The organism is Neoroseomonas terrae, assembly GCF_018129025.1.
GTDB lineage: Bacteria > Pseudomonadota > Alphaproteobacteria > Acetobacterales > Acetobacteraceae > Neoroseomonas > Neoroseomonas terrae.
The window spans coordinates 55,808-80,199 of record NZ_JAAEDI010000025.1 but is presented as its reverse complement, the minus strand read 5'-3'; the positions used below and the strand labels follow the sequence as shown (position 1 = coordinate 80,199).

General features: G+C 69.9%; 24 protein-coding genes. 13 read left to right on the top strand and 11 right to left on the bottom strand.

Going from position 1 to position 24,392, the window contains the following annotated elements; genetic code table 11:
* Window positions 1-200 precede the first annotated feature (200 nt).
* The 4 genes from rplL to rplK form a co-directional block, all read right to left on the bottom strand.
* Window positions 201-581, bottom strand: a complete 381-nt coding sequence (gene rplL / locus GXW78_RS21355; RefSeq protein WP_211870920.1) for a 50S ribosomal protein L7/L12 — start codon at window positions 579-581, stop codon at window positions 201-203.
* A gap of 105 nt (window positions 582-686) precedes the next feature.
* Complete coding sequence (gene rplJ, locus GXW78_RS21350; RefSeq protein WP_211870919.1) at window positions 687-1,211, bottom strand: 50S ribosomal protein L10; 525 nt, start codon at window positions 1,209-1,211, stop codon at window positions 687-689.
* 283 nt (window positions 1,212-1,494) lie between these two features.
* Window positions 1,495-2,196 (bottom strand): 50S ribosomal protein L1, encoded by a 702-nt coding sequence (gene rplA / locus GXW78_RS21345; protein WP_211870918.1) that lies wholly within the window; start codon window positions 2,194-2,196, stop codon window positions 1,495-1,497.
* Window positions 2,197-2,200: 4 nt separating this feature from the next.
* Window positions 2,201-2,635: a 50S ribosomal protein L11 gene (rplK, locus tag GXW78_RS21340; protein ID WP_211870917.1), complete on the bottom strand. Its 435-nt coding sequence runs from the start codon at window positions 2,633-2,635 to the stop codon at window positions 2,201-2,203.
* Between the two features lie 244 nt (window positions 2,636-2,879).
* Between rplK and GXW78_RS21335 the strand changes: the two genes are divergently transcribed.
* A complete protein-coding gene (locus GXW78_RS21335; protein ID WP_211870916.1) occupies window positions 2,880-4,451 on the top strand; it encodes a TerC family protein in 1,572 nt (523 codons plus the stop codon).
* Between the two features lie 76 nt (window positions 4,452-4,527).
* Window positions 4,528-5,367, top strand: coding sequence for a protein-methionine-sulfoxide reductase heme-binding subunit MsrQ (locus GXW78_RS21330; RefSeq protein ID WP_211870915.1), 840 nt, complete (start codon window positions 4,528-4,530; stop codon window positions 5,365-5,367).
* A 7-nt stretch (window positions 5,368-5,374) separates the two neighbouring features.
* On the opposite strand, the gene mutT is transcribed toward GXW78_RS21330, so the two are convergent.
* The 3 genes from mutT to GXW78_RS21315 are packed head-to-tail and all read right to left on the bottom strand — an operon-like array spanning window position 5,375 to window position 8,509.
* Entirely contained in the window at window positions 5,375-6,382 is a 1,008-nt protein-coding gene (mutT, locus tag GXW78_RS21325) for an 8-oxo-dGTP diphosphatase MutT (protein ID WP_211870914.1), read from the bottom strand.
* Window positions 6,383-6,416: 34 nt separating this feature from the next.
* The gene (locus GXW78_RS21320) at window positions 6,417-7,340 is read right to left on the bottom strand and encodes a class I SAM-dependent methyltransferase (protein WP_211870913.1); all 924 of its coding nucleotides are present in this window, start codon (window positions 7,338-7,340) and stop codon (window positions 6,417-6,419) included.
* Window positions 7,337-8,509 (bottom strand): glycosyltransferase, encoded by a 1,173-nt coding sequence (locus GXW78_RS21315; protein ID WP_211870912.1) that lies wholly within the window; start codon window positions 8,507-8,509, stop codon window positions 7,337-7,339. The genes GXW78_RS21320 and GXW78_RS21315 overlap by 4 nt, the downstream gene beginning before the upstream one ends.
* 195 nt (window positions 8,510-8,704) lie before the next feature.
* On the opposite strand from GXW78_RS21315, the gene GXW78_RS21310 reads away from it, so the two are divergent.
* Window positions 8,705-9,718: a Bug family tripartite tricarboxylate transporter substrate binding protein gene (locus tag GXW78_RS21310; RefSeq protein WP_211870911.1), complete on the top strand. Its 1,014-nt coding sequence runs from the start codon at window positions 8,705-8,707 to the stop codon at window positions 9,716-9,718.
* A 7-nt stretch (window positions 9,719-9,725) separates the two neighbouring features.
* Complete coding sequence (locus GXW78_RS21305) at window positions 9,726-10,121, top strand: RidA family protein (RefSeq protein WP_211870910.1); 396 nt, start codon at window positions 9,726-9,728, stop codon at window positions 10,119-10,121.
* 243 nt (window positions 10,122-10,364) lie between these two features.
* Here the strand turns inward: GXW78_RS21305 and argJ are convergent, their stop codons facing one another.
* Together argJ and GXW78_RS21295 are read right to left on the bottom strand one after the other, a co-directional pair.
* On the bottom strand, window positions 10,365-11,594 hold the full coding sequence (gene argJ, locus GXW78_RS21300; RefSeq protein WP_211870909.1) for a bifunctional glutamate N-acetyltransferase/amino-acid acetyltransferase ArgJ: 1,230 nt from the start codon (window positions 11,592-11,594) through the stop codon (window positions 10,365-10,367).
* A gap of 41 nt (window positions 11,595-11,635) precedes the next feature.
* Window positions 11,636-12,610 (bottom strand): peptidylprolyl isomerase, encoded by a 975-nt coding sequence (locus tag GXW78_RS21295; protein ID WP_246522503.1) that lies wholly within the window; start codon window positions 12,608-12,610, stop codon window positions 11,636-11,638.
* 413 nt (window positions 12,611-13,023) lie between these two features.
* Here GXW78_RS21295 and secA point away from each other — a divergent pair, with 413 nt between their 5' ends.
* The gene (gene secA / locus GXW78_RS21290; protein ID WP_211870908.1) at window positions 13,024-15,768 is read left to right on the top strand and encodes a preprotein translocase subunit SecA; all 2,745 of its coding nucleotides are present in this window, start codon (window positions 13,024-13,026) and stop codon (window positions 15,766-15,768) included.
* Window positions 15,769-15,770: 2 nt separating this feature from the next.
* Window positions 15,771-16,235, top strand: coding sequence for a hypothetical protein (locus GXW78_RS21285; RefSeq protein WP_211870907.1), 465 nt, complete (start codon window positions 15,771-15,773; stop codon window positions 16,233-16,235).
* A gap of 296 nt (window positions 16,236-16,531) precedes the next feature.
* Here the strand turns inward: GXW78_RS21285 and GXW78_RS21280 are convergent, their stop codons facing one another.
* Entirely contained in the window at window positions 16,532-17,035 is a 504-nt protein-coding gene (locus tag GXW78_RS21280; protein ID WP_211870906.1) for a type III secretion system chaperone family protein, read from the bottom strand.
* 135 nt (window positions 17,036-17,170) lie between these two features.
* The gene (locus GXW78_RS21275; RefSeq protein ID WP_211870905.1) at window positions 17,171-17,461 is read right to left on the bottom strand and encodes an accessory factor UbiK family protein; all 291 of its coding nucleotides are present in this window, start codon (window positions 17,459-17,461) and stop codon (window positions 17,171-17,173) included.
* 105 nt (window positions 17,462-17,566) lie between these two features.
* Between GXW78_RS21275 and rfaD the strand changes: the two genes are divergently transcribed.
* From rfaD to GXW78_RS21240, 7 genes are all read left to right on the top strand, one after another.
* Window positions 17,567-18,550 (top strand): ADP-glyceromanno-heptose 6-epimerase, encoded by a 984-nt coding sequence (gene rfaD / locus GXW78_RS21270; protein WP_211870904.1) that lies wholly within the window; start codon window positions 17,567-17,569, stop codon window positions 18,548-18,550.
* The gene (gene lgt, locus GXW78_RS21265; RefSeq protein WP_211870903.1) at window positions 18,550-19,353 is read left to right on the top strand and encodes a prolipoprotein diacylglyceryl transferase; all 804 of its coding nucleotides are present in this window, start codon (window positions 18,550-18,552) and stop codon (window positions 19,351-19,353) included. Before rfaD ends, lgt begins: the two co-directional genes overlap by 1 nt.
* A gap of 264 nt (window positions 19,354-19,617) precedes the next feature.
* On the top strand, window positions 19,618-20,622 hold the full coding sequence (locus GXW78_RS21260; protein WP_408904204.1) for a class I SAM-dependent methyltransferase: 1,005 nt from the start codon (window positions 19,618-19,620) through the stop codon (window positions 20,620-20,622).
* Between the two features lies 1 nt (window position 20,623).
* Complete coding sequence (gene pgeF, locus GXW78_RS21255; protein ID WP_211870902.1) at window positions 20,624-21,397, top strand: peptidoglycan editing factor PgeF; 774 nt, start codon at window positions 20,624-20,626, stop codon at window positions 21,395-21,397.
* 313 nt (window positions 21,398-21,710) lie between these two features.
* Window positions 21,711-22,709 carry a hypothetical protein gene (locus tag GXW78_RS21250; RefSeq protein WP_211870901.1) on the top strand — a complete coding sequence of 333 codons (999 nt, stop codon included), beginning with the start codon at window positions 21,711-21,713 and terminating at the stop codon, window positions 22,707-22,709.
* A gap of 57 nt (window positions 22,710-22,766) precedes the next feature.
* Window positions 22,767-23,708 carry a 2-dehydropantoate 2-reductase gene (locus GXW78_RS21245; protein WP_211870900.1) on the top strand — a complete coding sequence of 314 codons (942 nt, stop codon included), beginning with the start codon at window positions 22,767-22,769 and terminating at the stop codon, window positions 23,706-23,708.
* Window positions 23,709-23,911: 203 nt separating this feature from the next.
* The gene (locus GXW78_RS21240) at window positions 23,912-24,337 is read left to right on the top strand and encodes a MarR family winged helix-turn-helix transcriptional regulator (protein WP_338147806.1); all 426 of its coding nucleotides are present in this window, start codon (window positions 23,912-23,914) and stop codon (window positions 24,335-24,337) included.
* Window positions 24,338-24,392 lie beyond the last annotated feature (55 nt).

The window sequence follows — 24,392 nt, the reverse complement described above, 5'->3', positions numbered from 1 at the left end:
TGCTTCCCTTCTTCCCCGGCCTCAACACCCCGCCGGTGGGGATACCCCACACCCCGGGGGCCGACGGGAAATCTCGCGCTACCGGTCCCCGGCAACGCAGGAACGGGCGGCGTTACCGGACCCTTCCGGCAACCCCACCCGCACCCGATCGTACTGGTCCCCCACCCCCGCCCGCTGCCGGACGGGGACGGAGGGCGAGATCACTTGACCTCGACCTTGGCGCCGTTCTCTTCCAGCACCTTCTTGATCTTATCCGCCTCGTCCTTGGACACGCCTTCCTTGACGGTCTTCGGGGCGCCCTCGACCAGGTCCTTGGCTTCCTTCAGGCCCAGGCCGGTGATGGTGCGGATCTCCTTGATCACGTTGATCTTCTTGTCGCCGGCGGCGGCAAGGATCACGGTGAACTCGGTCTGGGCCTCGGCAGCCGGGGCGGCAGCCGCGCCGGCAGCCGGCGCCGCAGCCACGGCGACCGGCGCCGCGGCGGAAACGCCCCACTTCTCCTCAAGCAGCTTGGAGAGCTCGGCGGCTTCCAGAACGGTCAGGGCGGACAGCTCGTCCACCAGCTTCGCGAGATCGGCCATGTTTGAATGCTCCTCGATCTAATGGCTTGACATCGGTTGTGCAACCCCCGTGACAGCGATCCCGGGATTGGGATCGGCCGGCGCCGGGGGCGGTTCCTGCGGCCCTCAGGCCGCCTGGGCCTCGTCCTTCTTGGCGTATGCCGCCAGGACCCGCGCCACCTGCCCGCCAGGGGCCTGGAGGATGCCCGCGATACGCGTCGCCGGGGTCTGGATGAGACCAACCAGCTGCGCACGCAGCGTCTCCAGGGACGGCAGCTCGGCCAGAGCCTTCACGCCATCGGCGTTCAGGGTCTGCGTACCGAGCGCACCGCCCAGGACAACGAACTTGTCGTTCGTCTTGGCGAACTCGACCGCGGTCTTCGCCACCGCCACCGGATCCGTCGACCATGCAATGGCCGTCGGACCCTTCAGCAGCGGCTTGACGCCGTCGAAACGGGTGCCGTCGAGGGCGAGGGTGGCCAGGCGGTTCTTCGCGACCTTGTACGTCGCACCCGCCGCGCGCATCCGGCGACGCAGTTCGCTCACATCCGCGACCGTGAGACCCTTGTTCTGGGCCACGAGCACGAAGGAGGTCTCTGCGAAGACGGCGGCGAGGGAAGCGACGAACTCGTGCTTCTCCGTACGGTCCACTCTACGTCTCCGTCGGTGGCCGAAACCTTTTGGAAGGGCTCCGGCCGGTTCACTCGGGGGCTCCGGGCACCCGCCCTTCGCCCCGGTTCGCCTGTCAGGCCGGAACACCACGTCAAGCCACCCGGGGGCGCACCCCCAGGGGACAATCACTGTGGCACCCCGTCTCTCCCCTGCCCGGCTCGCGCCGGCTTAAGGCCCGAGGGCCACAGGAGGTCTCCGACAGGTTTCGGGCGGGGGCGAACCCCCGCCCTGCCCGCCCGCCCAGAAGGGCGGGCGTATCTCGTCAGCCGCCGGCCGAAAGGCTGGCGACGTCGACCTTCACGCCCGGGCCCATCGAGGAGGACACCGCGGCCTTCTTCAGGTAGGTGCCCTTCGCCCCGGTCGGCTTGGCGCGCTGGATCGCCTCAACGAAGGCGCGCGCATTCTCGACCAGCGCATCCTCGCCGAACGACGCCTTGCCGATGCCGGCATGCACGATACCGGCCTTCTCGGCGCGGAACTCGACCTGGCCGGCCTTCGCCGCGGTCACAGCACCCTTCACGTCCATGGTGACCGTGCCGAGCTTCGGGTTCGGCATCAGGCCGCGCGGGCCGAGCACCTTACCGAGGCGGCCGACCAGGCCCATCATGTCCGGCGTCGCGATGCAGCGGTCGAACTCGATCTTGCCTTCCTGCACCAGCGCGGCGAGGTCGTCGGCGCCCACCACGTCGGCGCCGGCGGCCTTGGCTTCCTCGGCCTTCGGGCCGCGGGCGAAGACGCCCACGCGAACCGTCTTGCCGGTGCCGTGCGGCAGGCCGACCACGCCGCGGACCATCTGGTCGGCGTGGCGCGGGTCGATGCCCAGGTTCATCGAAATCTCGATCGTCTCATCGAACTTCGCCTTGGCGTTCGACTTCGCGATCTTCACCGCTTCCGTGAGTGCATAGGCCTGCTCGCGGTCGAAACCGGCGTAGATGGCCTTCAGACGCTTGCCCTGCTTGGCCATCGGATCAGCCCTCCACCACGGTGAGGCCCATGGAACGGGCGGAACCAGCCAGCATGCGCACCGCCGCGTCGACGTCGTTCGCGTTCATGTGCTGCATCTTGGTCTTGGCGATCTCGGCGAGCTGCGACTTCGTCACGCGGCCGACCGGCGCCCCCTTGCCCGGCGCGGTGGAGCCCTTCTCGAGCTTCGCGGCCTTGAGCAGGAAGTAGGTGTTCGGCGGCGTCTTGGTGATGAACGAGAAGGTGCGGTCGGTGTAAGCCGTGATGACGACCGGCGTCGGGGTGCCGGGCTCCATCTGCTGCGTCGCCGCGTTGAATTCCTTCACGAACTGCATGATGTTCAGGCCGCGCTGACCGAGCGCGGGCCCGACGGGCGGCGACGGATTCGCCTTGCCGGCCGGGATCTGCAGCTTGATGTAGCCTGCGATCTTCTTCGCCACTGTGGCAGTCCTCTGTTGCTAGTCCAGAGGCCCGCGGTCCATGCGACCCCGAAGGGTCTCCCGCGTTCCCTGAAACGCCGAAGGCCGGGGAAGGACCCCCGGCCGGTCGGCGAGGGGCGGCGTTTACCGGGTGGGCGGGGTGATGTCCAGGGCGAATCGCGCTAGGCGCGACGCTCCGGTCCCGCGCGCCCGGCGGTGAATCCGGGTCATTGCTGCTCCGCCACCCTGCCGCTACTGATCCTCCATGGATTTCGCCTGGGTGTCCGACCCGACGGCCCTGCTGGGCCTCGGCACGTTGATTCTGCTCGAGCTCGTCCTCGGCATCGACAACCTCATCTTCATCGCGATCCTGGCGGACAAGCTGCCGCCGGAACAGCGGGCGCGGGCGCGCACCATCGGCCTGTCCCTCGCCCTCATCATGCGGCTCGGCCTGCTGGTCACCATCTCCTGGATCGCCGGGCTGACGGAGCCGATCTTCACCATCATCGGCCTCGCCATCTCCGGGCGCGACCTGATCCTGATCGGCGGCGGCCTGTTCCTGCTGACCAAGGCGACGATGGAGCTGCACGAGCGGCTGGAGGGCGGGCACGGCAAGACCGGCAGCACCACGAACTACGCCGTGTTCTGGCAGGTCATCGCCCAGATCATCGTGCTCGACGCGGTGTTCTCGCTGGATTCCGTGATCACCGCCGTCGGCATGGTGCAGGAACTGACGGTGATGATGATCGCGATGATCGTCGCCGTACTCGTCATGCTCGCGGCCGCGCGGCCACTGATGGAGTTCGTCACCCGGCACCCCACTGTCGTCGTGCTGTGCCTCGGGTTCCTGCTGATGATCGGCTTCACGCTCATTGCCGAGGGCTTCGACGTCAAGATCCCCAAGGGCTACCTGTACGCGGCCATCGGCTTCTCGGTGCTGATCGAGTTCTTCAACCAGTTGGCGCGGCGGAACAGGCTGCGCGTCATGGCGGCCGGCGCCCTGCGGAACCGCACGGCGGAAGCGGTGCTGCGGCTGCTGGGGGGCGGCGGCCGGGGCGCGACTGCGGAGCCGGCCGAGGGCACGTCCGCTCAGCACGGCCCCGAGGCGGCCTCGGTCTTCGCTCCCGAGGAACGGAGCATGGTGCGAGGGGTGATGGCGTTGGGGGAACGCAACGTCCGCTCGATCATGACGCCGCGCACCGAGGTCACCTGGCTCGACCTCGATGCCCCGCAGGACGAAGCACGGCATCTGGTGGTTGGCAGCGGGCGGTCCCGCTTCCCGGTCGCCCGCGGGCGGCTGGATGAGCTGGCGGGCGTGGCGCTGACGCGCGACCTGCTGCAGGACCTGCTGCGCGGGGGCGCGATCGACGTGGCGCGGTCCGTGCACCCCCCGGTGATCGTGCCGGAGAACCTGCCGGTGCTGGTCGCCATGGAGCGGCTGCGGCAATCGCCCGTGCAGATGCTCATCGTCGTGGACGAATATGGCTCGGTCGAAGGCGTGGTGACCCCGACCGACATCCTCGAGGCCATCGCCGGCGAGTTTCCCGAGGGCGCCGACGAGCCGATCCGCATTGAGGCCCAGTCCGACGGATCGTGGCTGGTGGATGCGCAGATCGACATCCATCGCTTGGGGCATCTGCTGGAGGCCGATCTGGTGGACCAGGCGGGCCGCTATACGACGCTGGCAGGGCTGATGATGTGGCGCCTCGGCCGCCTGCCTGCCATCGGTGACACCGTACGGCAGGACGACCTGTCCTTCGAGGTCACGTCGCTGGACCGGCGCCGGCCCGGCCTGGTGCTTGTCCGGACGAAGGCCGCCAGCGCCGCGGAGAGGTAACGCCTACCCGAGCCACGCTAACCGCCGGGCATCCCCATGCGTATATGTCGGTGTTCCATAGGAAGGCCCGCTCCGCATGCCATGGCGCGACCGCACCGGTGCCTTCGCACCGCTCAAGGCCCTGACCTTCGCCCTGCTGTTCGTCCCGGCGCTGCTGCTCGCCTGGGATGCCTGGCAGGGGAACCTGTTCCCCAAGCCCTGGCAGGCCGCGACCCATGATACCGGCACATGGGCCATCCGGCTGCTGCTGATCTCGCTCGCCGTGACGCCGGCGCGCCAGATCCTCCGGCAGCCGCGCATCGCCGAGGTAAGGCGGATGATCGGCGTCGCCGTCTTCGCCTATGCGGTGCTGCACCTGCTGCTCTATGCCGGCGACGAGCGCTTCGACTGGGTGAAGGTCGCGACCGAGATCGTGCTGCGCTTCTACCTCACCATCGGCTTCGTCGCGCTGCTCGGGCTGGCGGCGCTCGCCGCGACCTCGACGGACGGAATGCTGCGCCGCATGGGCGGGCGGGCGTGGCGACGGCTGCACTGGCTGGTTCACCCGATCGCCGCGCTCGCACTGTTCCACTTCACCCTGCAATCCAAGGCGGACGTCACCGAGCCCATGCTGATGGCCGGTCTCTATGCCTGGCTGTCGGGCTATCGCCTGATCGCGCCCGAGGGCGGCGCACCCGGTCTGCCGGCGTTGCTGGGCCTGGCGGTTGGCGCCATGCTCGCCACGGCCGGAATCGAATTCGCCTGGTATGCGCTGGGCACGGGATTGAATCCCTGGCGCGTGCTGGAAGCGAATCTCGACGTGACCTTCGGCCTGCGGCCGGCGCTGTGGGTCGGCATCGCCGGCCTGGGCGCGGCGGCGCTGCGGCTCGTGCCCATGGTGCGCAAGCGCCGCGTCCCTCGCCGGGCCCCGGCGTAGCGACGCGCTACAGGAAGTCCCGCAGCAGGGCGACCAGGGGCTTGTCGGCCGGCGGCATGGCGTAGTCCGCCAGTCGCTGCGGCCGCACCCAGGCCAGGGCCTGCCCCTCCCGCGCCGTCACCTGCCCTTCCCAGCGCCGGCACAAATACAGCGGCATCAGCAGGTGAAATGCGTCATAGCCATGGGATGCGAAGGCGAAGGGCGCGAGGCAGGCCTCGGTCACGTCGATGCCGAGTTCTTCCTTCAACTCGCGAATCAGCGCCTGCTCCGGCGTCTCGCCGGCATGGACCTTGCCGCCGGGAAACTCCCACAGCCCGGCCAGCGGCTTGCCTTCCGGCCGGCGGGCGAGCAGCACCCGGTTGTCCGGGTCGATCAGCCCGACGGCGGCCACCAGCAGGATGCGCTTGCCGCCGCCCTCGGGCAGGGCAGGTTCGGCGGTGGCCAGGGTCGCCGGCGCCGGCACCACCATGTCCGCCCGTCCGGCCTCGAACAGCCGCACCGGCATCGCGCCGCCGCGCGAGAGGAAATCCTGCGCCCCGGTGCCGACCTCGCGAAACCCGATGCGCTTCAGCACCGCGGCCGAGCGCGCATTGTCCATCAGCGCGCTGGCGACGATGCTGTCGAGGTCGACATTGGCGAGCGCCCAGCGCGCGAGCCGCCCCGCGGCCTCGGGCGCGATCCCCTGGCCCCAGTGGCGCCGGCCGATCCAGTAGCCGAGTTCCGCCGTCCGCTCCTCGCGGTCACGCGTCAGGCCGACGCAGCCGACCAGCACGTCGTCCTCCCGCCGCGTGATGGCGAGGTGCCAGGCCTCCTGCTCCGCGATGCGTTCGACGGTGGACGCGATCCACTCGCCGGCGAGGTCGCGCGGATAGGGAAACGGCACGCGGGCGAGCGTCTTCGCCACCTCCCAGTCGTTGACCAGGCGATGCAGCTCGGCGGCATCCGTCGCGCGCAGCGGGCGCAGCAGGAAGCGCTCGGTCTCAAGCGGCTGGAAGGCAGTGACGGAGTCGGGCATCCGGCCCCCAGAAACGGCGAGCCCGCCGCCGCCGTCAAGGCTTCCGCGCGACCAGGAACACGAACATGGGCGCGGCGTTGCGGGGAAGCGGCAGCAGCGCGGAGGCGATGCGCCCCAGCGCGAAGGACGCCGCCAGGGCCGCATACCAGGACCGCCGTGCCGCCAACCAAGGCCCCTCCGGCCGCGTCTTCAGCGGGGAGAGGCGCCCCATCCAGTGGATCAGCGGCTGTGCCGCGACCGGCGCGAGGGGCCGGACCTCCTCCACCGCCAGGCCGAGGTTGCCTGCCAGCGCGACCATCGCGCCCTCATTCCACCAGGACAGATGGTGCGGGGGCGCGTTGAAGACGAAGTCCGGAATGGCCGTCATCGCGGAGGGCCAGATCGGCGCGCCGAGCATCAACAGGCCACCCGGCTTCAGGCAGCGCACCATCGCGGCGGCCAGGCCGAGCGGATCGGCCACATGCTCGATCACCTGGAAGGCGCAGGCGGCGTCATACACGCCTTCGTGCCGGGTGGCGTGGTCAGCGAGGCTTTCGGCCCGAACGGCTGCTTCCGCCGCCGCGTAGGCGCCGGGGTTGGGGTCCAGGCCGACATAACGGGCTTCCGGGATCAGCCGCGCGAAGGCGCCCGCCCCCGCCCCGACCTCCAGCACCGTGTCGCCGGGCAGGATCCGGGCGGCGGCGTGCGGGTATTCCGCCCGGTCCCGCCCGGCGGCGCGCACCCGCCCGCCGGCATCGAGCTTCCGATACAGGGCCTCATAGAACGCCGCGTCGCCCTCCGCCGCCGGCGCGAAGAACACCAGGCCGCAGGGCGCGCGATAGATCCCGACGCGCCCGGCCGGCAACGGCGATGGCTCCACGCCGAAGGCCCGGCGCCACAACCCGCGCAGCAGCCCGGCCGACACGTCCTGCACCAGCACCGCCGGCGCCCCGGTGATCGGGCAGATGCCCGGCGTCACGCCGCCGTGCCGGGCAGGTGGCGGCGCAGCACGCGCACATCTTCGGGCCCTCGCACTTCGTATTCGACGTGGCGCCAGCGGATGACCCGCGTCCGCGCGCTGGTCCAGAACAGCGCCACGACGGCCGGCGCCGTCACCGGCGCCAGCGCGCCGACGGCGAGCTGCACCGCCCGCGCCAGCGCGCCCTCCCGGATACCGACCGCCCGCGTCACGCGGTCATGCAGTACCGCCCTCAGCAGCCCGACCCCCGACACCGCCGCGAGGAAGCCCAGCGCCACCGCATCACCCGCCAATCCCAGCAACGCGACAGGCAATGCCAGCGCCTCGGCATGCAGGGCGAGGCCCAGCCACACCCACAGCGACGGCACATAGACATGCACGATCTGCAACTGCCGCGTCTTGAAGGCGATCGCCTCCCGGTCCCCGCCCTCCGGCGGCGTCGGCAGCAGGACGGCGCGCCGCGTCAGGACGCGCAGGCCAAGCGCCCGCGCCCGCCGGCTGATCGCCCCATCGGTCGAGAAGGTGTTCGCCAGTGCGCCCGCCAGATCCATTCGCGCCAGCGCATCCCGCGAGATCGCCACCGACCCGCCCCAGACCAGCCCCGACGCGAGAAACCGCGGCCCGAGCGCCAGTGACCGGTCGAGCCAGGCGACGACATGCCGCGCCAGTCCCGCGCCATCCAGCGCGTGCCAGCGATATCCCGTGACGACATCGGCTGCGCCGTTCATCGCCGGCGTCGCCAGCCAGGACAGCCAGTGATCCTGTGGCAGGATATCCGCGTCCAGCAGCACCAGCGCATCATCCCGCGCATCCACCCGCGCCAGCGCCGCGATCATGTTCGTCGCCTTCTGGCTGCGCGTGTCATCCAGTCCCGCCACGACGATTTCGACCGGAAACGGCAGCAGGTGTTCCAACGCCCGCACCTGGGCATAGGCCGGGTCAGCTTCCGCCTCCACCGCCACCAGCATCCGGCGCGGCCGCAAGGTCTGGCGCGCCAGCGCGGCGAACAGCGGCGGCAGGCCCTCCGTCCGGCCGGTGACGGCCAGCAAGAGCGTGACGCTGCCGGGAACCTCGTGGGCGGGCGGACGGAAGAAGCGCAGGAACCAGGCGACGCCGGCCAGCCAGGCGAGCGACGCCAGCAACGCGACGCTGCCGAGCAGCAACGTCATGCCGGCGCATCCGTCGAAATCATGCCCGATACCCCCGCTCGGCCAGGCCCGCCCCGGCGCCGGTGGGGGACTTATACCAATGGCACGAGTCTTTGCCTGGTCCGAGACCGCGCATGCCGGCCGCCCGGCCATCCCGTTGACAGCACTGGCGTGGCGCGCCTTGAGTGCGCTGCACAATTCAAAGCAGGCAAAGTCATGACGCGCGCCCCTGGCGACTACCCGCCACTCCACACCCGACTGCAGCGCCGATCGCTGATCGGCGGCGTCGTCGCGAGCGCCGCCGTCATCTCCAGCGCCCGCGCCCAGGGCCGCGGCGATGTCGTCAAGATGATCGTGCCCTACGGCGCGGGCAACATCACCGACCAGGTGGCGCGCGTCTTCCTCGACCGCCACACGGCGCGCACCGGCCAGCAATTCGTCGTCGAGAACCAGCCGGCGGCCGGTGGCACGCTCGGCGCCTTCAACATCACGCAAAGCCCGGCCGACGGCTCGGTGATGGGCATGATCGCAGCGGCCGCGCTGACCATCGCACCGCACGCCAACAAGCAGGCCGTGCGCTACGACCCGGTCACGGATTTCATGCCGGTCGGCGGCGCCTATCTCTCCAGCACCTACCTCGCGGTCAACGCCACCCTGCCGGTGCGCACGCTGGCCGAGCTGGTCGCCTATGCGAAGGCGCGTCCGGCCGACAACCCGATCTTCTACTGCTCGCCCGGCAACGCGACGGTGCCGCATCTGAACATCGAGACGATCTGCCGCGCCTTCGGCTTCACCATGCAGCACGTGCCGTACCGCACCAGTGCCGCGGCCAATACCGATCTGCTGGCGAACCGCGTGCAGGTCACGATGGATTCCGCCTCCATCACCGTGCCGCACATGCAGACCGGCAAGTTGCGGCCGCTGGCCTACAGCGGCCCGGCGCGCAGCGCCGAGTTTCCCGACGTGCCCACCTTCCGCGAGGCGGCACCGGACGCGCAGATGCTGAACGCCTGGGCGGCCTTCTTCTTCCCCAGGGGCACGCCGCCGGCGATCGTCGCGCGCGCGGCCGATCCCTTCCGGGCGACGGCGAGCGATCCCGCCTTCGTCGAGAAGCTGCCGCTCGGCGCTACGCCGCTGCCGCTCACGCCCGCCGGCCTGACCGACCGGATCAGGTCGGAGAATGCACGGCTCGGCGCCCTGATCGCGACGCTCGGCCTGACACAGGACTAGGATGACCATGGACAGACAGATCATCACCTCCCCCCGCGTAACGCCGATGCGTTCGGGGGTGAACCACGCGGTGAAGGCGGGCGGCTTCGTCTTCGTGACCGGCGTGACGCCGTTCCGCGGCGCGGAGCGCATGGCCGCGACGATCGACAAGGGCGACCTGATCGCGCAGGTCCGTCAGGTCATGACGAATATGCAGGCGATCCTGGAGGAAGCTGGCACGTCGCTGGAGAACGCCGTGAAGATGAACGTCGCGCTGACGGACATGGGCCGCTACGCGGAGTTCGATGCGACCTTCAAGACCTTCTTCAAGGACGGCAACTACCCGGCGCGGCAGACGACGGAGTCGGTCCGGCTCGCGCATCCGGACTTCCTGGTGTCGATCGACTGCATCGCGGTGGCGTAGCGGCGCCGGATCGCGGCGGTTGCCGCGATCCGAAGCATGCCAAGAGCTTCTACAGATATGGAATTGGACTGCCGACTGCAGAGTAATGCGCCACGGCGCGGTGGCATCGGCGACACTCTTCCCGGCGGGCCGAATGATCAGGCCCGCCTCAGTTGCTCTCGCATGCGCTTCCCGGTGCGAGAGTAACTGAACGACCGCCGTCGCAGGCTCAGCGACAACTTGGCCCATAGAGGACCAAAGGGCCTATGACCGGTACGATCCATTGATGTCGATGTAGCCATGCGTCAGGTCGCAGGTCCACACCGTGGCCTTGCCCTTGCCCAGCCCGATATCGACCGTGATCTCAACCTCGCGCCCCTTCATGTGCGCGACGACCGGCGTCTCGTCATAGCCATCGACCACGCCGCCATCCTTCGCCATCCAGACGCCGCCCACGGCGATGGACAGCAGGTCGCGATCGGCCGGCTCGCCGGACTTGCCGACGGCCATGACGATGCGGCCCCAATTCGCGTCCTCGCCGGCGATCGCAGTCTTCACCAGCGGCGAATTGGCGATGCACATCGCGATCCTGTGCGCCGATCGGGCGGTCGTGGCCCCGGTCACGTCGATCTGGATCAGCTTCTGCGCACCCTCGCCGTCGCGCGCGACCATCAGCGCCAGGTCCATCAGCACGGCGTTCAGGGCGCGAGCGAAGTCCTTCAGGATCGGTCCGCCTTCCGCCGGCACGCGGGGGTGCTTCGCCGCACCCGTCGCGAACAGCAGAACCGTATCCGAGGTCGAGGTGTCGGAATCGACCGTGACGCAGTTGAAGGACTTGTCGCAGCCCTTCTTCAGCAACGCCTGCAGCGCCGCGGCCGGGATCTTCGCGTCGGTCGCCAGGAAGGACAGCATCGTCGCCATGTCCGGCGCGATCATGCCCGATCCCTTGGCGATGCCGGCGATGGTCACCGTCGTGTCGCCGATCGTGGCGGTGTGGACCGACGCCTTGGGGAAGGTGTCGGTGGTCATGATCGCCTTGGCGGCATGGGCAAAGCCGGCCTCGGCCACCGCATCGAACACCTTTGGCAGGGCGCCGACCAGCTTCTCGGTCGGCAGGCGCTCGCCGATCACGCCGGTGGAGGCCAGGAAGATCTCCTTCGGCTTGCAGCCGAGGATCTGCGCGGCGGCGGCGGCGGTCTGCTCGCAGGTCTCGCGGCCGGCCTTGCCGGTGAAGACGTTGGAATTGCCCGAGGTGACGACCAGTCCGCGCGCCTTGCCCGACTTCAGGGCGGCGCGCGACCATTCCACCGGCGCGCCGGGGCACCGGTTCTTGGTGAACACGCCGGCCACGGTCGTCCCGGCCGGGAAGGCCATGGCCATCACATCCTCCCGCGCACGGTAGCGGATCTCGGCCACGCCGGTAGCGACACGCACGCCGGCGATCGGCGGCAGTTCGGGCATCGGCAAGGCGAGCGGGGAAACAGGATGAGCCATGGTCGTCCTCGGCGGGTCTTCGTTGTCCGGAAGGGTTTTGCTCAGCGGCGCGCCGGGGCGCCGGGGCGCGACGCCGGCGCCGGCGGCTCGGCGGAATCCGTGGGGCGCGGGGTCGATCCATCGAGGTTGAAGCGTTCGACCTGCGCCGCGTTGCGGGCGCGCTCGACGGCCGCCTGCACTTCAGCTTCCAGCAATTGCTGGCGGATCGCCTGAGCCACTTCCTCGAAGGCCGGCGGGGTGGCGGGGCGGCGGGCCTCGACCTTGATCACGTGCCAGCCGAAGGGGGAACGCACCGGGTTCTCGCTGACCTGGCCGGGCTGGAGCGCGAAGGCGGCCTCGGCGAATTCCGGGACCATGTCGCCTCGCCGGAAGAAGCCGAGATCCCCGCCTTCCCGGGTGCCCGGGCCGGTCGAGCGCCGCCGGGCGACCTCGGCGAAGTCGGCGCCGCCGCGTACCTCGGCCAGTGCGGCCCGCGCTTCGGCCTCGGCCGGCACCAGGATGTGGCGGGCGTGCACCTCCTCCTCGGCCGGGCGGTTCGCCGTCTGCTGCTCGTAGCGGGCGCGCACCGCGGCGTCGGTGACCCGGGTGGCGATCTCGGCGGTCAGCCAAGCCTGTTGCAGTTCCTGTTCCTCGGCCCGGCGGATGCGGGCGCGCACCGCCTCGTCCCGGTCGAGCCCGGCCCGGCGCGCGGCGGCGGTCACGGCGCGGCCGGCGATGAGCTGATCGAGCAGGAGAGGATAAAGCACGTTCGGCGGGGCGCCGCGCAGTTCCTCCGGCAGTTCGCGGGCGGCCGCGGCGAGGTCCGCAAGGGTGATCGTGTCGCCATCCACCCGCGCGACGACCGTGTCGCCCGGGGCAGAGGGAGCAGGAGCCTCCGCGGGGACGGGCGCCTGTGCCGGCGCCGGAGCCGGCGCAGGGACCGGCGGCTGCTGCGCGCCAAGCGGCGTCGCGCCTAGCACGGCCGCGAGGGCGAGGCCCATGCGAAGGGAATGGGCGGGGCGAAGGCGGAGGGTCATGGGGCCTCGGGGGCGGGAGACCGGCGGAACATGGCCGATGCGCCCGGAGCCGACAAGCGAGCCGCGGGAGTCGGCCTCGCAGGAACCGCCAGCCGCACGCACATCTTACCCGTCGTCTACCTTCCTACGTGCCCCGATCCGCCTATCCTCCTCGATTCCCGCGCGCCCAGTCCGGAAGTAAGTGTCGGTTTCCAAAGGTTTTTCGGCCTGTGGCGAGGTGGTTCGTACGTGCGGATCCGCTCCGGCCGGGCGCCGGGGCATCCAGTAAAACCCCTGCCGCTTCGTTGACCCGCCCCCCTGCCCCGCCTATCTCTCCCGCGGCTGCGTCGACCCGCTCCCGGGCGGCGTACTGCGTGTTGCCTCACGGCGCGCGCGACCGGGCATGCCCCGCCCGACGGAGACTGACGCCCCCGATGTTCTCTCGCCTCGCCGCCGCCATCTTCGGCACCTCGAACGACCGTGCGATCAAGCGCTTCCAGTCGCGCGTGCCCGCCATCAACGCGCTCGAACCAACGATGGAAGCCCTGTCGGACGAGGCGCTGGCCAACCAGACCGTCCTGTTCCGCGAGCGGCTCGACAAGGGCGAGACGCTCGACGACATCCTGCCCGAGGCCTTCGCGACGGTTCGCGAGGCCGCACGCCGCGTGTTCGGCATGCGCCATTTCGACGTGCAGATGATCGGCGGCATGGTGCTGCACGACGGCAAGATCGCCGAGATGAAGACCGGCGAGGGCAAGACGCTGGTCGCGACCCTGCCCGTCTACCTGAATGCCCTGGTCGGCAAGGGCGTGCATGTCGTCACGGTGAACGACTACCTCGCGACCCGCGACGCGGAGTGGATGGGCAAGCTGTACGGCTTCCTCGGCCTGACCACGGGCATCATCGTCCATGGGCTGACGGATGATGAGCGGCGCGACGCCTATGGCTGCGACATCACCTACGGCACCAACAACGAGTACGGCTTCGACTACCTGCGCGACAACATGAAGTACCGGCTGGAGGACATGGTCCAGCGCGACTTCGCCTATGCCATCGTCGACGAGGTGGACAGCATCCTGGTGGATGAGGCGCGCACGCCGCTGATCATCTCCGGTCCCTCGGACGATTCCTCCGACCTGTATCGGCAGGCGGACGACGTGGTGAAGGAACTCGTCAAGGATCCCGAGACCTACGAGAAGGATGAGAAGCAGCGCACCGTCACGCTGACCGAGGCCGGCGGCGAGCGCATCGAGCAGATGCTCAAGGATGCCGGGCTGCTCACCGAGGGCGACCTCTACGACATCCACAACGTCTCGCTGGTGCACCACGTCAACCAGTCGGTGCGTGCACACACGCTGTTCAAGAAGGACGTCGAGTACGTCGTCCGCCAGGACAAGATCGTCATCATCGACGAGTTCACTGGCCGCATGATGGAAGGCCGCCGCTACTCCGACGGTCTGCACCAGGCGCTGGAGGCGAAGGAACACGTCACGGTCCAGCCCGAGAACCAGACGCTGGCCTCCATCACCTTCCAGAACTACTTCCGCCTTTATCCCAAGCTCGCCGGGATGACCGGCACGGCGGCGACCGAGGCCGACGAGTTCGCCGAGATCTACAAGCTCGAAGTCGTCGAGATTCCGACCAACGTGCCCGTGGCGCGCGAGGACGGCGACGACGAGGTCTATCGCACCTCGATGGAGAAGTACGAGGCCGTCGCGGTGCTGATCGCCGAAGCGCGGGACCGCGGCCAGCCCTGCCTCGTCGGCACGACCAGCATCGAGAAGTCGGAGCTGATCTCCGATCTGCTGAAGAAGAAGAACGTACCGCACCAGGTGCTGAACGCCCGCTACCATGAGCAGGAAGCCGGCATCGTCGCCCAGGCCGGCCGGCCGGGTGCGGTGACCATCGCGACGAACATGGCGGGCCGCGGCACCGACATCCAGCTCGGTGGCAACTTCGAAATGCTGGCGCGCCAGGAAGCCGGCACCAATGAAGGCGAGGCCTACGAGGCGGCCGTCGTGAAGCACAAGGCCGAGGTCGAGGCGGTGCGCCCGGCCGTGAAGGCCTCGGGCGGCCTGTTCGTCATCGGCACCGAGCGCCACGAATCGCGGCGCATCGACAACCAGCTCCGCGGCCGGTCGGGCCGCCAGGGCGACCCAGGCGCGTCGCGCTTCTTCCTTTCCCTGGAAGACGACCTGATGCGCATCTTCGGGTCGGACCGCATGGGCGGCATGCTGACGAAGCTCGGCCTGAAGGAAGGCGAGGCGATCGTCCATCCCTGGATCAACAAGGCGCTGGAGAAGGCGCAGAAGAAGGTCGAGGCGCGGAACTTCGACATGCGCAAGAACCTTCTGAAGTACGACGACGTCATGAACGACCAGCGCAAGGAGGTGTACTCCCAGCGCCGTGCCTTCATGCTGGCGGACGAGGTCTCCGAGACCATCCAGGAGATGCGCCACGAGTCGATCGCCGAGCTCGTCGCCCGCTGCATCCCCGAGAACGCCTATCCCGAGCAGTGGGACCTCGAGACCCTGCAGCGCCAGGTCCAGGACACGCTGAACCTCGACGTCCCGGTCGCCGACTGGGCGAAGGAGGAAGGCATCGACGACGACGCGGTGCGCGAGCGGCTGGAGGAAGCGGCAAGCCGGTCCTACGCCGCGCGGGCCGCCAATGTCGGCCCCGAGATCATGCGCCAGATCGAGAAGTCCCTGTTGCTGCAGGTCTTCGACCAGGTGTGGAAGGAACACCTGCTGGCGCTCGACCATCTGCGCCAGGGCATCGGCCTCCGCGCCTATGGCCAGCGCGACCCGCTGAACGAGTACAAGTCGGAAGCCTTCTCGCTGTTCAACGGGATGCTGCACGACCTGCGGCAGCGCGTGACCTCCCTGCTGCTGCGCATCGAGCTTCGCCCCGAAGCGCCACCGCCTTCGCCGGAGGGTATCGGCTTCCTCGACATGCGCCATCCCGACCCCGCGATGGCCTCGGCGGAGCTGGAGATGGCCAATGGCAGCGGCACGACCTATGAGGCCGTGCCGATGGCGATCGGCACCGCGGCGCCGCGACCAATCGCGGAAGGCGTGGACCCGAACGATCCCGCCACTTGGCACCGCACGCCCCGCAACGCGCCCTGCCCCTGCGGGTCGGGGAAGAAGTACAAGGCGTGCCACGGGCGAGGCTGATCATGCGCGCGGCGTTCGCGGCGGGCTTCCTGGCGCTGGCGGCGACGCCGGCGCACGCGCACTGGGAAAACACCCGCTGGGGTATGTCCGAGACGCAGGTTATCGCCGCTCTGCGCGGCCAGGCCCGCACCCTGGCGGCCGGCGACCGCCGACCGATCCCCTCCGCTCGCATGGAGTATCGCGTCGGCGGCGAGTTCAGCAGTGGCACCCTGCGCCTACGCGTTGCCTTCGCCTTCGATGGGCGGACCGGCGGGCTGGTCTGCATTTCCGCTCAGGCGGATGAGATCCAGGGGCCGATCCTGCGCGCCCGGCTGGAACGGCTATTCGGCCCCCCGACGGAACGCGGGCTGGACCCGCCGACCGGGGGTGGGATCGAAACCCTGGGCTGGACCACGCCGGACGAAATCGACCTTCAGATCGCTCCCGGCCGACCGGTGACACTGCTGCAATGCGCGCGGGGGGTGTGAGGAGCGATTCGCACGGGTAGGAACCGGTTGGGAGCGTGCGGGGTCTGGAGATGGCCCCCCCCTCCAGCTTCCCCGCTGTTCCAGCTAAGCGCCCCTTGCGACACGGCCAAGGCGGCCCGTTTCAGGAGGGAAGCGGGACGTCCTGCCGAGAGGCCGGAGCCGACTGGCCGTGTAGGCGGCCTCGCGCCACCCACCGGCGTCGCCCCGTCCAACGGGAACGATCCGCTGTCGCCGCTCGCCAATATCCGTAATCAGCATGCGTGGCGGGGCGGTGTGGCCACCCCGGCGCGCGGCGATCAGGCCTCCCCGACGCAGTCGAGCATGGACGCCGCCAGCGCCTCGGCTGGCGCCTTGCCGCCCCACAGCACGAACTGGAAGGCCGGGAAGAAGCGCTCGCATTCCGTGATCGCTATGTCGACCATGTCCTCGAGGCTCTCGGCCGACGCGCCCTGCGCGCCGCGCAGCAGCACGGAATGGCGGAACACCGGCACGCCGTCCTCCGCCTCGATGCCGAAATGCCCGATCCACAGCCGGTCATTCGCCAGCGCCAGCAATTCGTAGAGCTTCTCCCGGCGATCCGCCGGGACCTTCATATCGAAGGCGCAGGTGAAGGCCATGGCGCTGATCTCATGCGACCATGAGAAGTGCAGACCGTAGTCGCACCACTTGCCGGGTGCCTCGGCCGCCATCTCACCATCCGAGCGGCGTTCGAAGGCCCATTCGTTGGAGGCGATAATCTGTTCGAGGATGTCCAGCGGGTTGGAAGACCGGTCACGGTCCAACTGGAGAGAGGCGGACATGCGGCACCTCCTTGGCCTGACGGGCCACCGAGCCACCCCCAAGATCTTGGGGACGAATCCGGTGGCCGACAACTAGGGGCAGACTACGCAGACGCGGAATCACGCTGCAAGCCCACGATGGTTGCAAACTCTTCCTCAGCTTTCGGATGAGGATGCCGCGCCAGGCTTCAGCGCCGCAAGCCGAGCCTCCAGCGCGGCCAGGCGGGTCTCAAGCGACTCCGCCTGTTCGCGGGCGCGCCGCGCGACCTCCATGGCCGCGTCCAGCTCCTCCCGCTTCACCAGGTCTAGCTTTCGGATCATCGCCTCGGTTTGGGATCGGGCCATCTGCTCGGCCTCGGTACGGATGCCCTGAAGGACCGAGAAGGCGCCGCCGGCCATGCCGGCCAGGTCATCCATGAATTTTGCGCGACCATCATCGCCGGCCATGGCGTGCTCTCCTGTGATAGTTGCCCGCTTGCTTGCGGGGCCGTCCCACCGGGGCCTATACCGCGCGCGCCCCTGTCTCAAGGGCGGCGACGGAACCAGCGGATCATGCATATCGTCACCGGCGGGGCCGGATTCATCGGCTCCAATCTCGTCGCCGCGCTGTGCGGGCTGGGGGAAGAGGTGGTGGTCGTGGACCGCCTCCGCCAGGGCCTCAAGTGGCGCAACCTCGCCAGGCACCCGATCGCCGGGATCGTTGCGCCGGACGACCTCCCCGAATTCCTGGCCAAGGCGCCGCCTGTGAAGGCCCTGTTCCACATGGGCGCGATCAGCGCGACCACGGAAACCGACGGCGACCTGGTGGCCCGCACCAATATCGCCCTGCCGCAGATGCTGTGGGACTGGTGCGCCGGGGCCGGCGTTCCTTTCATCTACGCCTCCTCGGCTGCGACATACGGCGACGGCAGCCAGGGGTTCGACGACGACCTCCGCGCCGAGGCGCTGGCGAAGCTGCGGCCGCTCAACCTCTACGGCTGGTCGAAGCTCGCCTTCGACCGGCGCGTCGCGCAGATGCTCGCCCGCGGCCACAAACGCCCGCCGCACTGGGCGGGCTTGCGCTTCTTCAACGTCTACGGCCCGAACGAGCATCACAAGGGCCGCATGGCCTCGGTCGTCCTGCACAAGTACAACCAGATCATGCAGGGCGAGCCGGCGACGCTTTTCGCCTCCGACCGCGAAGGCATCGCGGACGGCGATCAGAAGCGCGACTTCGTCCATGTACGGGACTGCGTCGCAGCGATGCTCTGGCTGGCGCGCAACCCCCAGGCCTCGGGCCTCTATAACATCGGCTCGGGCCAGGCGCGCAGCTTCCTCGACCTGACGCACGCCATCTACGCCGCCCTCGGCCGCAACGCCGACATACGCTTCATCCCGATGCCGGACGACCTGCGCGGCAAATACCAGTACTTCACCGAGGCGCGCATGGACCGCCTGCGCGCCGTGGGCTTCGATCACCCGCCGACATCGCTCGAGGACGGGGTGCGGTCCTATGTCCAGGACGTGCTCGCCAACGCCGAGGACCCCTTCGCCTGATGCTCTTCGCCATCCCTTTCCCCATGATCGACCCCGTTCTGATCGAGATCGGGCCGATCGCCATCCGCTGGTATGCGCTCGCCTACATTGCCGGCATCGTCCTCGGCTGGCGGGTGGCCCGCTGGATGGTGCAGCGCACGCCGCCGGTCGCCACCGCCGAGCAGGTCGACGACTACGTCACCTGGGTGACGCTCGGCATCATCCTCGGCGGACGGCTCGGCTACGTGCTGTTCTACCGGCCGGGCTACTACGTCACCGCCCCTTGGGAAGCGCTGGCCGTCTGGCATGGCGGCATGTCCTTCCATGGCGGCGCGCTCGGCGTGATCATCGCCACCTGGCTGTATTGCCGGCGCCTGTCGATCGACTGGGTCGCCTTCGCCGACCGCATCGTCTGCGTGGTGCCGATCGGGCTGTTTTTCGGGCGGCTCGCCAACTTCATCAACGGCGAACTCTGGGGCCGGGTCGCGCCGGACGTGCCTTGGGCCATGGTCTTCCCGACCGGCGGGCCGGAACCGCGCCACCCGTCGCAGCTCTACCAGGCCGGACTTGAAGGCATCGCGCTGTTTACGGTGCTGATGATCCTAGCAAACCGGGAAAGCATCCGCGCCCGACCCGGCTTCCTCTCCGGCGCCTTCCTCGCCGGGTACGGCGTGGCGCGCATCATCGGCGAGTTCTTCCGCCAGCCGGACGCGCATCTCGGCTTCCTGTTCGCGGGGGCGACCATGGGGCAGTTGCTGTCGATCCCGATGCTGCTGGTCGGGGGGTGGCTGATGCTGCGGGCGAAGGCTCGTGATGCGGCGTAAGGGCGTGTTGGAGAGGGGCGCTGCCCCTCTCCAAACCTCACCCCGCCAAAGGCCGAAGGGCCTTTGGAAACCTCAACCTGGCTCCGGGCACGTGGTGTCAGACGCCGTTTGCGCACCGCGCCAGGACACCGTTTCGTCGCCGGGCCCGACGCACCCCGCATCGTGGCCGAAGCCACACACTGCCCAACACCAAATCAAGGTTTCCAAAGGCCCTTCGGCCTTTGGTGGGGTGGGGTTCGGGGAGGGGCAAGGCCCCTCCCCGGTCTGACCGCCGTGCCGGAACGCCTCGACCACTTCATGGCCCGCGCCGCGAGCGCCTACTACGCCGCCCGCGAGCCCTTTGGCGCGACCGGTGACTTCGTCACCGCCCCGGAACTGACCCAGGCTTTCGGGGAATGCCTCGGCCTCTGGGCCGCCGTCACCTGGGAGATCATGGGCCGCCCCGACCCCGTATTGCTGGTCGAGCTCGGCCCCGGCCGCGGGACGCTGATGGCCGATGCCCTGCGCGCGGCGGGGGACATGGCCCCGGCCTTCCGCGCTGCCCTGCGGGTCCATCTGATCGAGACATCCCCGCGCCTGCGGGATGTCCAGGCGGCGCGGCTCGGCGCGGGAACGGCGACCTGGCATGACGGCATCGCGACCCTGCCGTCCGGCGCGGCGATCATCATCGGCAACGAGTTTCTCGATGCCCTGCCGATCCGCCAGTTCATTCGCCGCGGAGCAGCCTGGATGGAACGCTTCGTCGAGGCCGGCGCCTATGTCGAGAGCCCGGCAACCGACCACCCGCTCCTGCCCGCCGCCGCCGAGGGCGATATCCAGGAAGTGAACGAGCCGGCCCGCGGCATCGCCGCGGCGCTCGGCGTCCGGCTGGCCTCCCAGGGCGGCGCGGCGCTGTTCATCGACTACGGCCCGGCCGAATCCGGCTTTGGCGACAGTCTCCAGGCCATGAGCGCCCATGGCGTCGCAGATCCGCTCGGTCCGCCGGGACAGGCGGACGTCACCGCGCATGTCGACTTCGCGGCCATTGCCGCCGCCGCGCGCGCAGCGGGGGCCACCGCCCAGGGCCCGCTGCCGCAGGGCCTCTTCCTCGGGCGGCTGGGGCTGTCCTCCCGCGCGGCCATCCTTGCCCGGCTCGACCCACGCAGCGCGACACGGCACCTTGCCGCCGCGCAGCGCCTGACCGCCCCCGAACATATGGGCCGGCTGTTCAAGGCGCTTTGCCTCTGCCATCCCGGGCTGCCGACCCTTCCCGGATTCGAGGACGCCTGACATGGCCGAGTTCGTCACCGCCGAGAGTCTCACCATCCACAGCGGCCTGTCCCACGGGTTCTTCACCCGCCGGGGTGGCGTATCCGTCGGACCTTATGCCTCTCTGAACTGCTCGGTGAGCGGCAAGGACGACCCGGCCGCGGTGCGCGAGAACCGGCGCCGCGTGGCAGCCGCGCTTGGCCTGCCCGGGACAGTCCCCGCGGGGCTGACGCAGGTCCACGGCACAGAAGTCGCCGTGCTCGACACGCAATGGGCGGACACCGACCGGCCGAGCGCCGATGCGCTGGTCACGAAGCGGCCGGGCGTCGTCCTCGGCGTGCTAACCGCCGACTGCGCGCCGGTGCTCTTCGCCGACCCGGGCGCGGGCGTTATCGGCGCCGCCCATGCCGGGTGGCGCGGGGCGGTCGCCGGCGTGCTGGAGGCGACGATCGACGCCATGGTCGCACTCGGCGCCCGGCGGGAAGCCATCCTCGCCGCCGTCGGCCCCTGCATCCGCCAGCCCTCCTATGAGGTCGCGGCCGACCTGCGGGACGCGGTTCTGGCGCGCGACGCGGCCGATGCGCGCTTCTTCGCCGACGGCGTCCAGCCGGACCGCTGGCAGTTCGACCTCGCGGGCTACTGCGCCGCGCGCCTCGCCGCGGCGGGTACTGCCGTGGAGGTCACGCCACATGACACCCTGGCGCTGGACGACAGCTTCTTCAGCCACCGTCGCCGCACGCTGGCGGGCGGCGGGCTGATCGGGCATCAACTCTCCGCCATCGCGATCGGTGGATGACGCCCACCCTGGTGGACCCATGCCATGCCCTATCTCTACATGCTCGGCCTGTTGACCCTGCTGACGATGCTCGCGACCTGCGCGGCGATGCTCTGAAGCATTTTTCGCTGACGCTGGAGCGGCGCCGGCCCCCACCCGGCCCCCCAACGTCAGTATTCTGGAAGGGTGGCGGGTTGGGGGTGCGGGCCGGTGCCGTCTGTTCGAAAAATGCTCTAGAGACCCCGCGCGCTTCCCCTGGCTTGCATCGGCGACCCGAAGTCGTCGCACCGGCGAGCGCCTGCCCCGATCCGATCAAACCGGAGTGCCGCGCCTCATGATCCTTTCTCTCCGCGCCCTGCGCGGCGCGGCACTCGCGCTGACCCTGGCCCTGCCGGCCTGCGGCGACCTGCCCCAGCCCTTCCGCGGCAATCCGGGTGGCCAGGCGGGCGCGCTGGCGGCTCCGCCGGCTTACCGCCTGGCGGTGCCTGCCCCCTCGGGCGCGCTGCTGTCGGGCGCCCAGGCCGTCAGCTTCGCCGAGACGCTCTCGACCGCGCTGCTGACCGCCGAGGTGCCTGCCTCCGCGACCGAACCCCTGCCGCTCGATTGGCGCCTGACCATCGAGGCCTCGCTTCAGGGCAATGCCGTCATCCCCCGCTACGTGCTGACCGACCCGGACGGCCGGGAGCAGGGGGCGACGCTCGGCACCCGGATCCCGGCGCGGGACTGGCAGGATGCGCGGCCGGAGGTGCTGCGGCGCGTCGCGCGGGAAGCCGCGCCACGCATCGCCGACCTGTTGCTGCGTGCGGAGGCGGCCCGGAAGGGCAACGCACCGGCGGCGCTCCAGACCCAGGGCCCGCCGCGCATCTACGTGCCGATGGTCCGCGGCGCGCCCGGCGACGGCAACCAGGCGCTGACGGCGCGCCTGCGAGAGGCGCTGGCCACGCAGGGCCTGCAGGTACAGGAAACCGCCACCGGCGCGCGTTTCGCGGTGACCGGCCAGGTGGCCGTGGTCGACCAGCCGGGCACGCGAACCCAGCGCGTCGAGCTGCTCTGGACCATCTCCCGCCAGGATGGCGAGGATCTCGGCCGCGTCCTGCAGTTGAACGAAGTACCGACGGGCGTGCTCAACCGCTTCTGGGGCGACGTCGCCTTCGCCGCGGCGACAGAGGCTGCGGGCGGCGTCCGCACGGTGGTGCAGAATGCCGGCGGCTTCCCGCAGGAGCCCGGCGCCGCGCCGGCGGCCCGGACGGCGCCGCAGCCGGGCCAGGGCCTCGCCCTGCCGCGCGACACGACCCTGCGACCCCCGCAACCGCAGGCGGCCGCCGCGAACTGAACCGGAGCGGCGAGACGGCTCGCCGCGCGGACAAAGTCAAGAAAAGGGGGAACGATCATGCGTGTCCTGGTGCTCGGCGCGGGTGCGCTCGGCGGCTATTTCGGCGGGCGGCTGGTGGAAGCCGGCTCCGCGGAGGTCGCCTTCCTGGTCCGCGATGCGCGGCGGGCGGCGCTCGCCCGCGAGGGCCTCGCGATCGAGAGCCCCTTCGGCGCCTGGCGCGGGCCCGTCGCGACCATCGCGGCCGACGCGGTCGGGCCGGGCTGGGATGTCGTGCTGCTGTCGTGCAAGGCGTATGACCTGGACGACGCCATGGCCGCCATCCGGCCGGCGGTGGATGGACGCACGGCCATCCTGCCGGTGCTGAACGGCCTGTCGCATGTGGATCGGCTGGCGGAGGCCTTCGGCGCGGCGCATGTGCTTGGCGGTCTCGCGAAGATCCAGGCGACGCTCGCGGCCGACGGCACGGTGCGGCAACTCAATGACTGGCGCTGGATCACCTTCGGCGAGCGCGACGGCAGGATGAGCGACCGGGTGGCGGCGATCGCGGCAGCCTTTGCCCGCGCCCGCGGCGTGGTCGCCAGCGCGGTGCCGGATATCACCGCGCGTATGTGGGAGAAGCTCGTGCATCTTGGCACCAGTGCGATCGGCACGGTGCTGATGCGCGCCAGCGTCGGTGAGATCGTGAGGGGTGGCGGCAGCGCCTTCCTGCACCGGCTGCTGGACCGCAACGCTGCGATCGCGGCCGCCCATGGCGCGCCGATGCGCGACGAATTCATGGCCGAGTACCGCGCGCTGTTCGCCGATGCGGGGAGCGCCTACGGCACCTCCATGCTGCGCGACATCGAAGCCGGCAGTCGGACGGAGGCCGAACATATCCTCGGCTTCCTGCTGGAGGCGGCACGGCGGGCCGGCGTGCCCGAGGACGCGCACGAGGCAGCCCTGCTGCATGCACGCGCCTATGAGCAGCGGCGCCTGGCCGGTCGCCTGCCACGGGGCTGAGGCACCACGCGCGCATGCGCAGGTTGAGGCGAGCGGCTCGATTCTCATCTATAACGATATAGTCTCAGACAAAAGAACATGAGATCATTATGTTTCGAAAAAGGTATGATTTGGGTTGACGGCAGGCTAAGGTCGAATCCGTCAAAGTTCATGCCTGACTCGGGTGAACGGCCATGGAAACACCGCAGACAGAGCCTCGCTTCGTGGATGATTATCTGCTTTCCCTCCTCGCGCGCGCGTCGCATGTCGTGTCGGCCGAATTCCATGAGAGGCTGCGAAGTCGCGGCGTGTCGGTACCCGTCTGGCGTGTGCTTGCCACGCTGTCAGGTGGGCCCGAGACGGTCACGGTCCTCGCGGAGGCCTGCCTGCTGCAGCAGCCGACCATGACCAAGGTGCTGGATCGCATGGAACGTGCGGGGCTCGTCACGCGCCTGCAGGATGCCAGGGACCGGCGCCTCGTCAGGGTCCACCTCGCCCCGAAGGGTGAGGCGATGCTGGGCGACCTTCTCTCCGCCGCGCGTGCGCATGAGGCCGAGGTCGTCGCCCGCCATCCCGATGCCGCCGCGATCAAGGACCTGCTGCGGTCGCTGATCTCGCGGCAAGCGCGGCGGCAGCGGATGCGCGCCTGATCCGTCGCCCGCGTTGACCGCGAGGCGGCGGCCCGCCAGCCTGCGGCCAGCACGC

What these genes read in the sequence shown, in the direction of transcription:
- rplL (WP_211870920.1), bottom strand. Translation starts at nt 581, where the DNA reads ATGGCCGATCTCGCGAAGCTGGTGGACGAGCTGTCCGCCCTGACCGTT.
- rplA (WP_211870918.1), bottom strand. Translation starts at nt 2,196, where the DNA reads ATGGCCAAGCAGGGCAAGCGTCTGAAGGCCATCTACGCCGGTTTCGAC.
- GXW78_RS21335 (WP_211870916.1), top strand. Translation starts at nt 2,880, where the DNA reads ATGGATTTCGCCTGGGTGTCCGACCCGACGGCCCTGCTGGGCCTCGGC.
- GXW78_RS21330 (WP_211870915.1), top strand. Translation starts at nt 4,528, where the DNA reads ATGCCATGGCGCGACCGCACCGGTGCCTTCGCACCGCTCAAGGCCCTG.
- mutT (WP_211870914.1), bottom strand. Translation starts at nt 6,382, where the DNA reads ATGCCCGACTCCGTCACTGCCTTCCAGCCGCTTGAGACCGAGCGCTTC.
- GXW78_RS21315 (WP_211870912.1), bottom strand. Translation starts at nt 8,509, where the DNA reads ATGACGTTGCTGCTCGGCAGCGTCGCGTTGCTGGCGTCGCTCGCCTGG.
- GXW78_RS21310 (WP_211870911.1), top strand. Translation starts at nt 8,705, where the DNA reads ATGACGCGCGCCCCTGGCGACTACCCGCCACTCCACACCCGACTGCAG.
- GXW78_RS21305 (WP_211870910.1), top strand. Translation starts at nt 9,726, where the DNA reads ATGGACAGACAGATCATCACCTCCCCCCGCGTAACGCCGATGCGTTCG.
- argJ (WP_211870909.1), bottom strand. Translation starts at nt 11,594, where the DNA reads ATGGCTCATCCTGTTTCCCCGCTCGCCTTGCCGATGCCCGAACTGCCG.
- GXW78_RS21295 (WP_246522503.1), bottom strand. Translation starts at nt 12,610, where the DNA reads ATGACCCTCCGCCTTCGCCCCGCCCATTCCCTTCGCATGGGCCTCGCC.
- secA (WP_211870908.1), top strand. Translation starts at nt 13,024, where the DNA reads ATGTTCTCTCGCCTCGCCGCCGCCATCTTCGGCACCTCGAACGACCGT.
- GXW78_RS21285 (WP_211870907.1), top strand. Translation starts at nt 15,771, where the DNA reads ATGCGCGCGGCGTTCGCGGCGGGCTTCCTGGCGCTGGCGGCGACGCCG.
- GXW78_RS21280 (WP_211870906.1), bottom strand. Translation starts at nt 17,035, where the DNA reads ATGTCCGCCTCTCTCCAGTTGGACCGTGACCGGTCTTCCAACCCGCTG.
- GXW78_RS21275 (WP_211870905.1), bottom strand. Translation starts at nt 17,461, where the DNA reads ATGGCCGGCGATGATGGTCGCGCAAAATTCATGGATGACCTGGCCGGC.
- rfaD (WP_211870904.1), top strand. Translation starts at nt 17,567, where the DNA reads ATGCATATCGTCACCGGCGGGGCCGGATTCATCGGCTCCAATCTCGTC.
- lgt (WP_211870903.1), top strand. Translation starts at nt 18,550, where the DNA reads ATGCTCTTCGCCATCCCTTTCCCCATGATCGACCCCGTTCTGATCGAG.
- pgeF (WP_211870902.1), top strand. Translation starts at nt 20,624, where the DNA reads ATGGCCGAGTTCGTCACCGCCGAGAGTCTCACCATCCACAGCGGCCTG.
- GXW78_RS21250 (WP_211870901.1), top strand. Translation starts at nt 21,711, where the DNA reads ATGATCCTTTCTCTCCGCGCCCTGCGCGGCGCGGCACTCGCGCTGACC.
- GXW78_RS21245 (WP_211870900.1), top strand. Translation starts at nt 22,767, where the DNA reads ATGCGTGTCCTGGTGCTCGGCGCGGGTGCGCTCGGCGGCTATTTCGGC.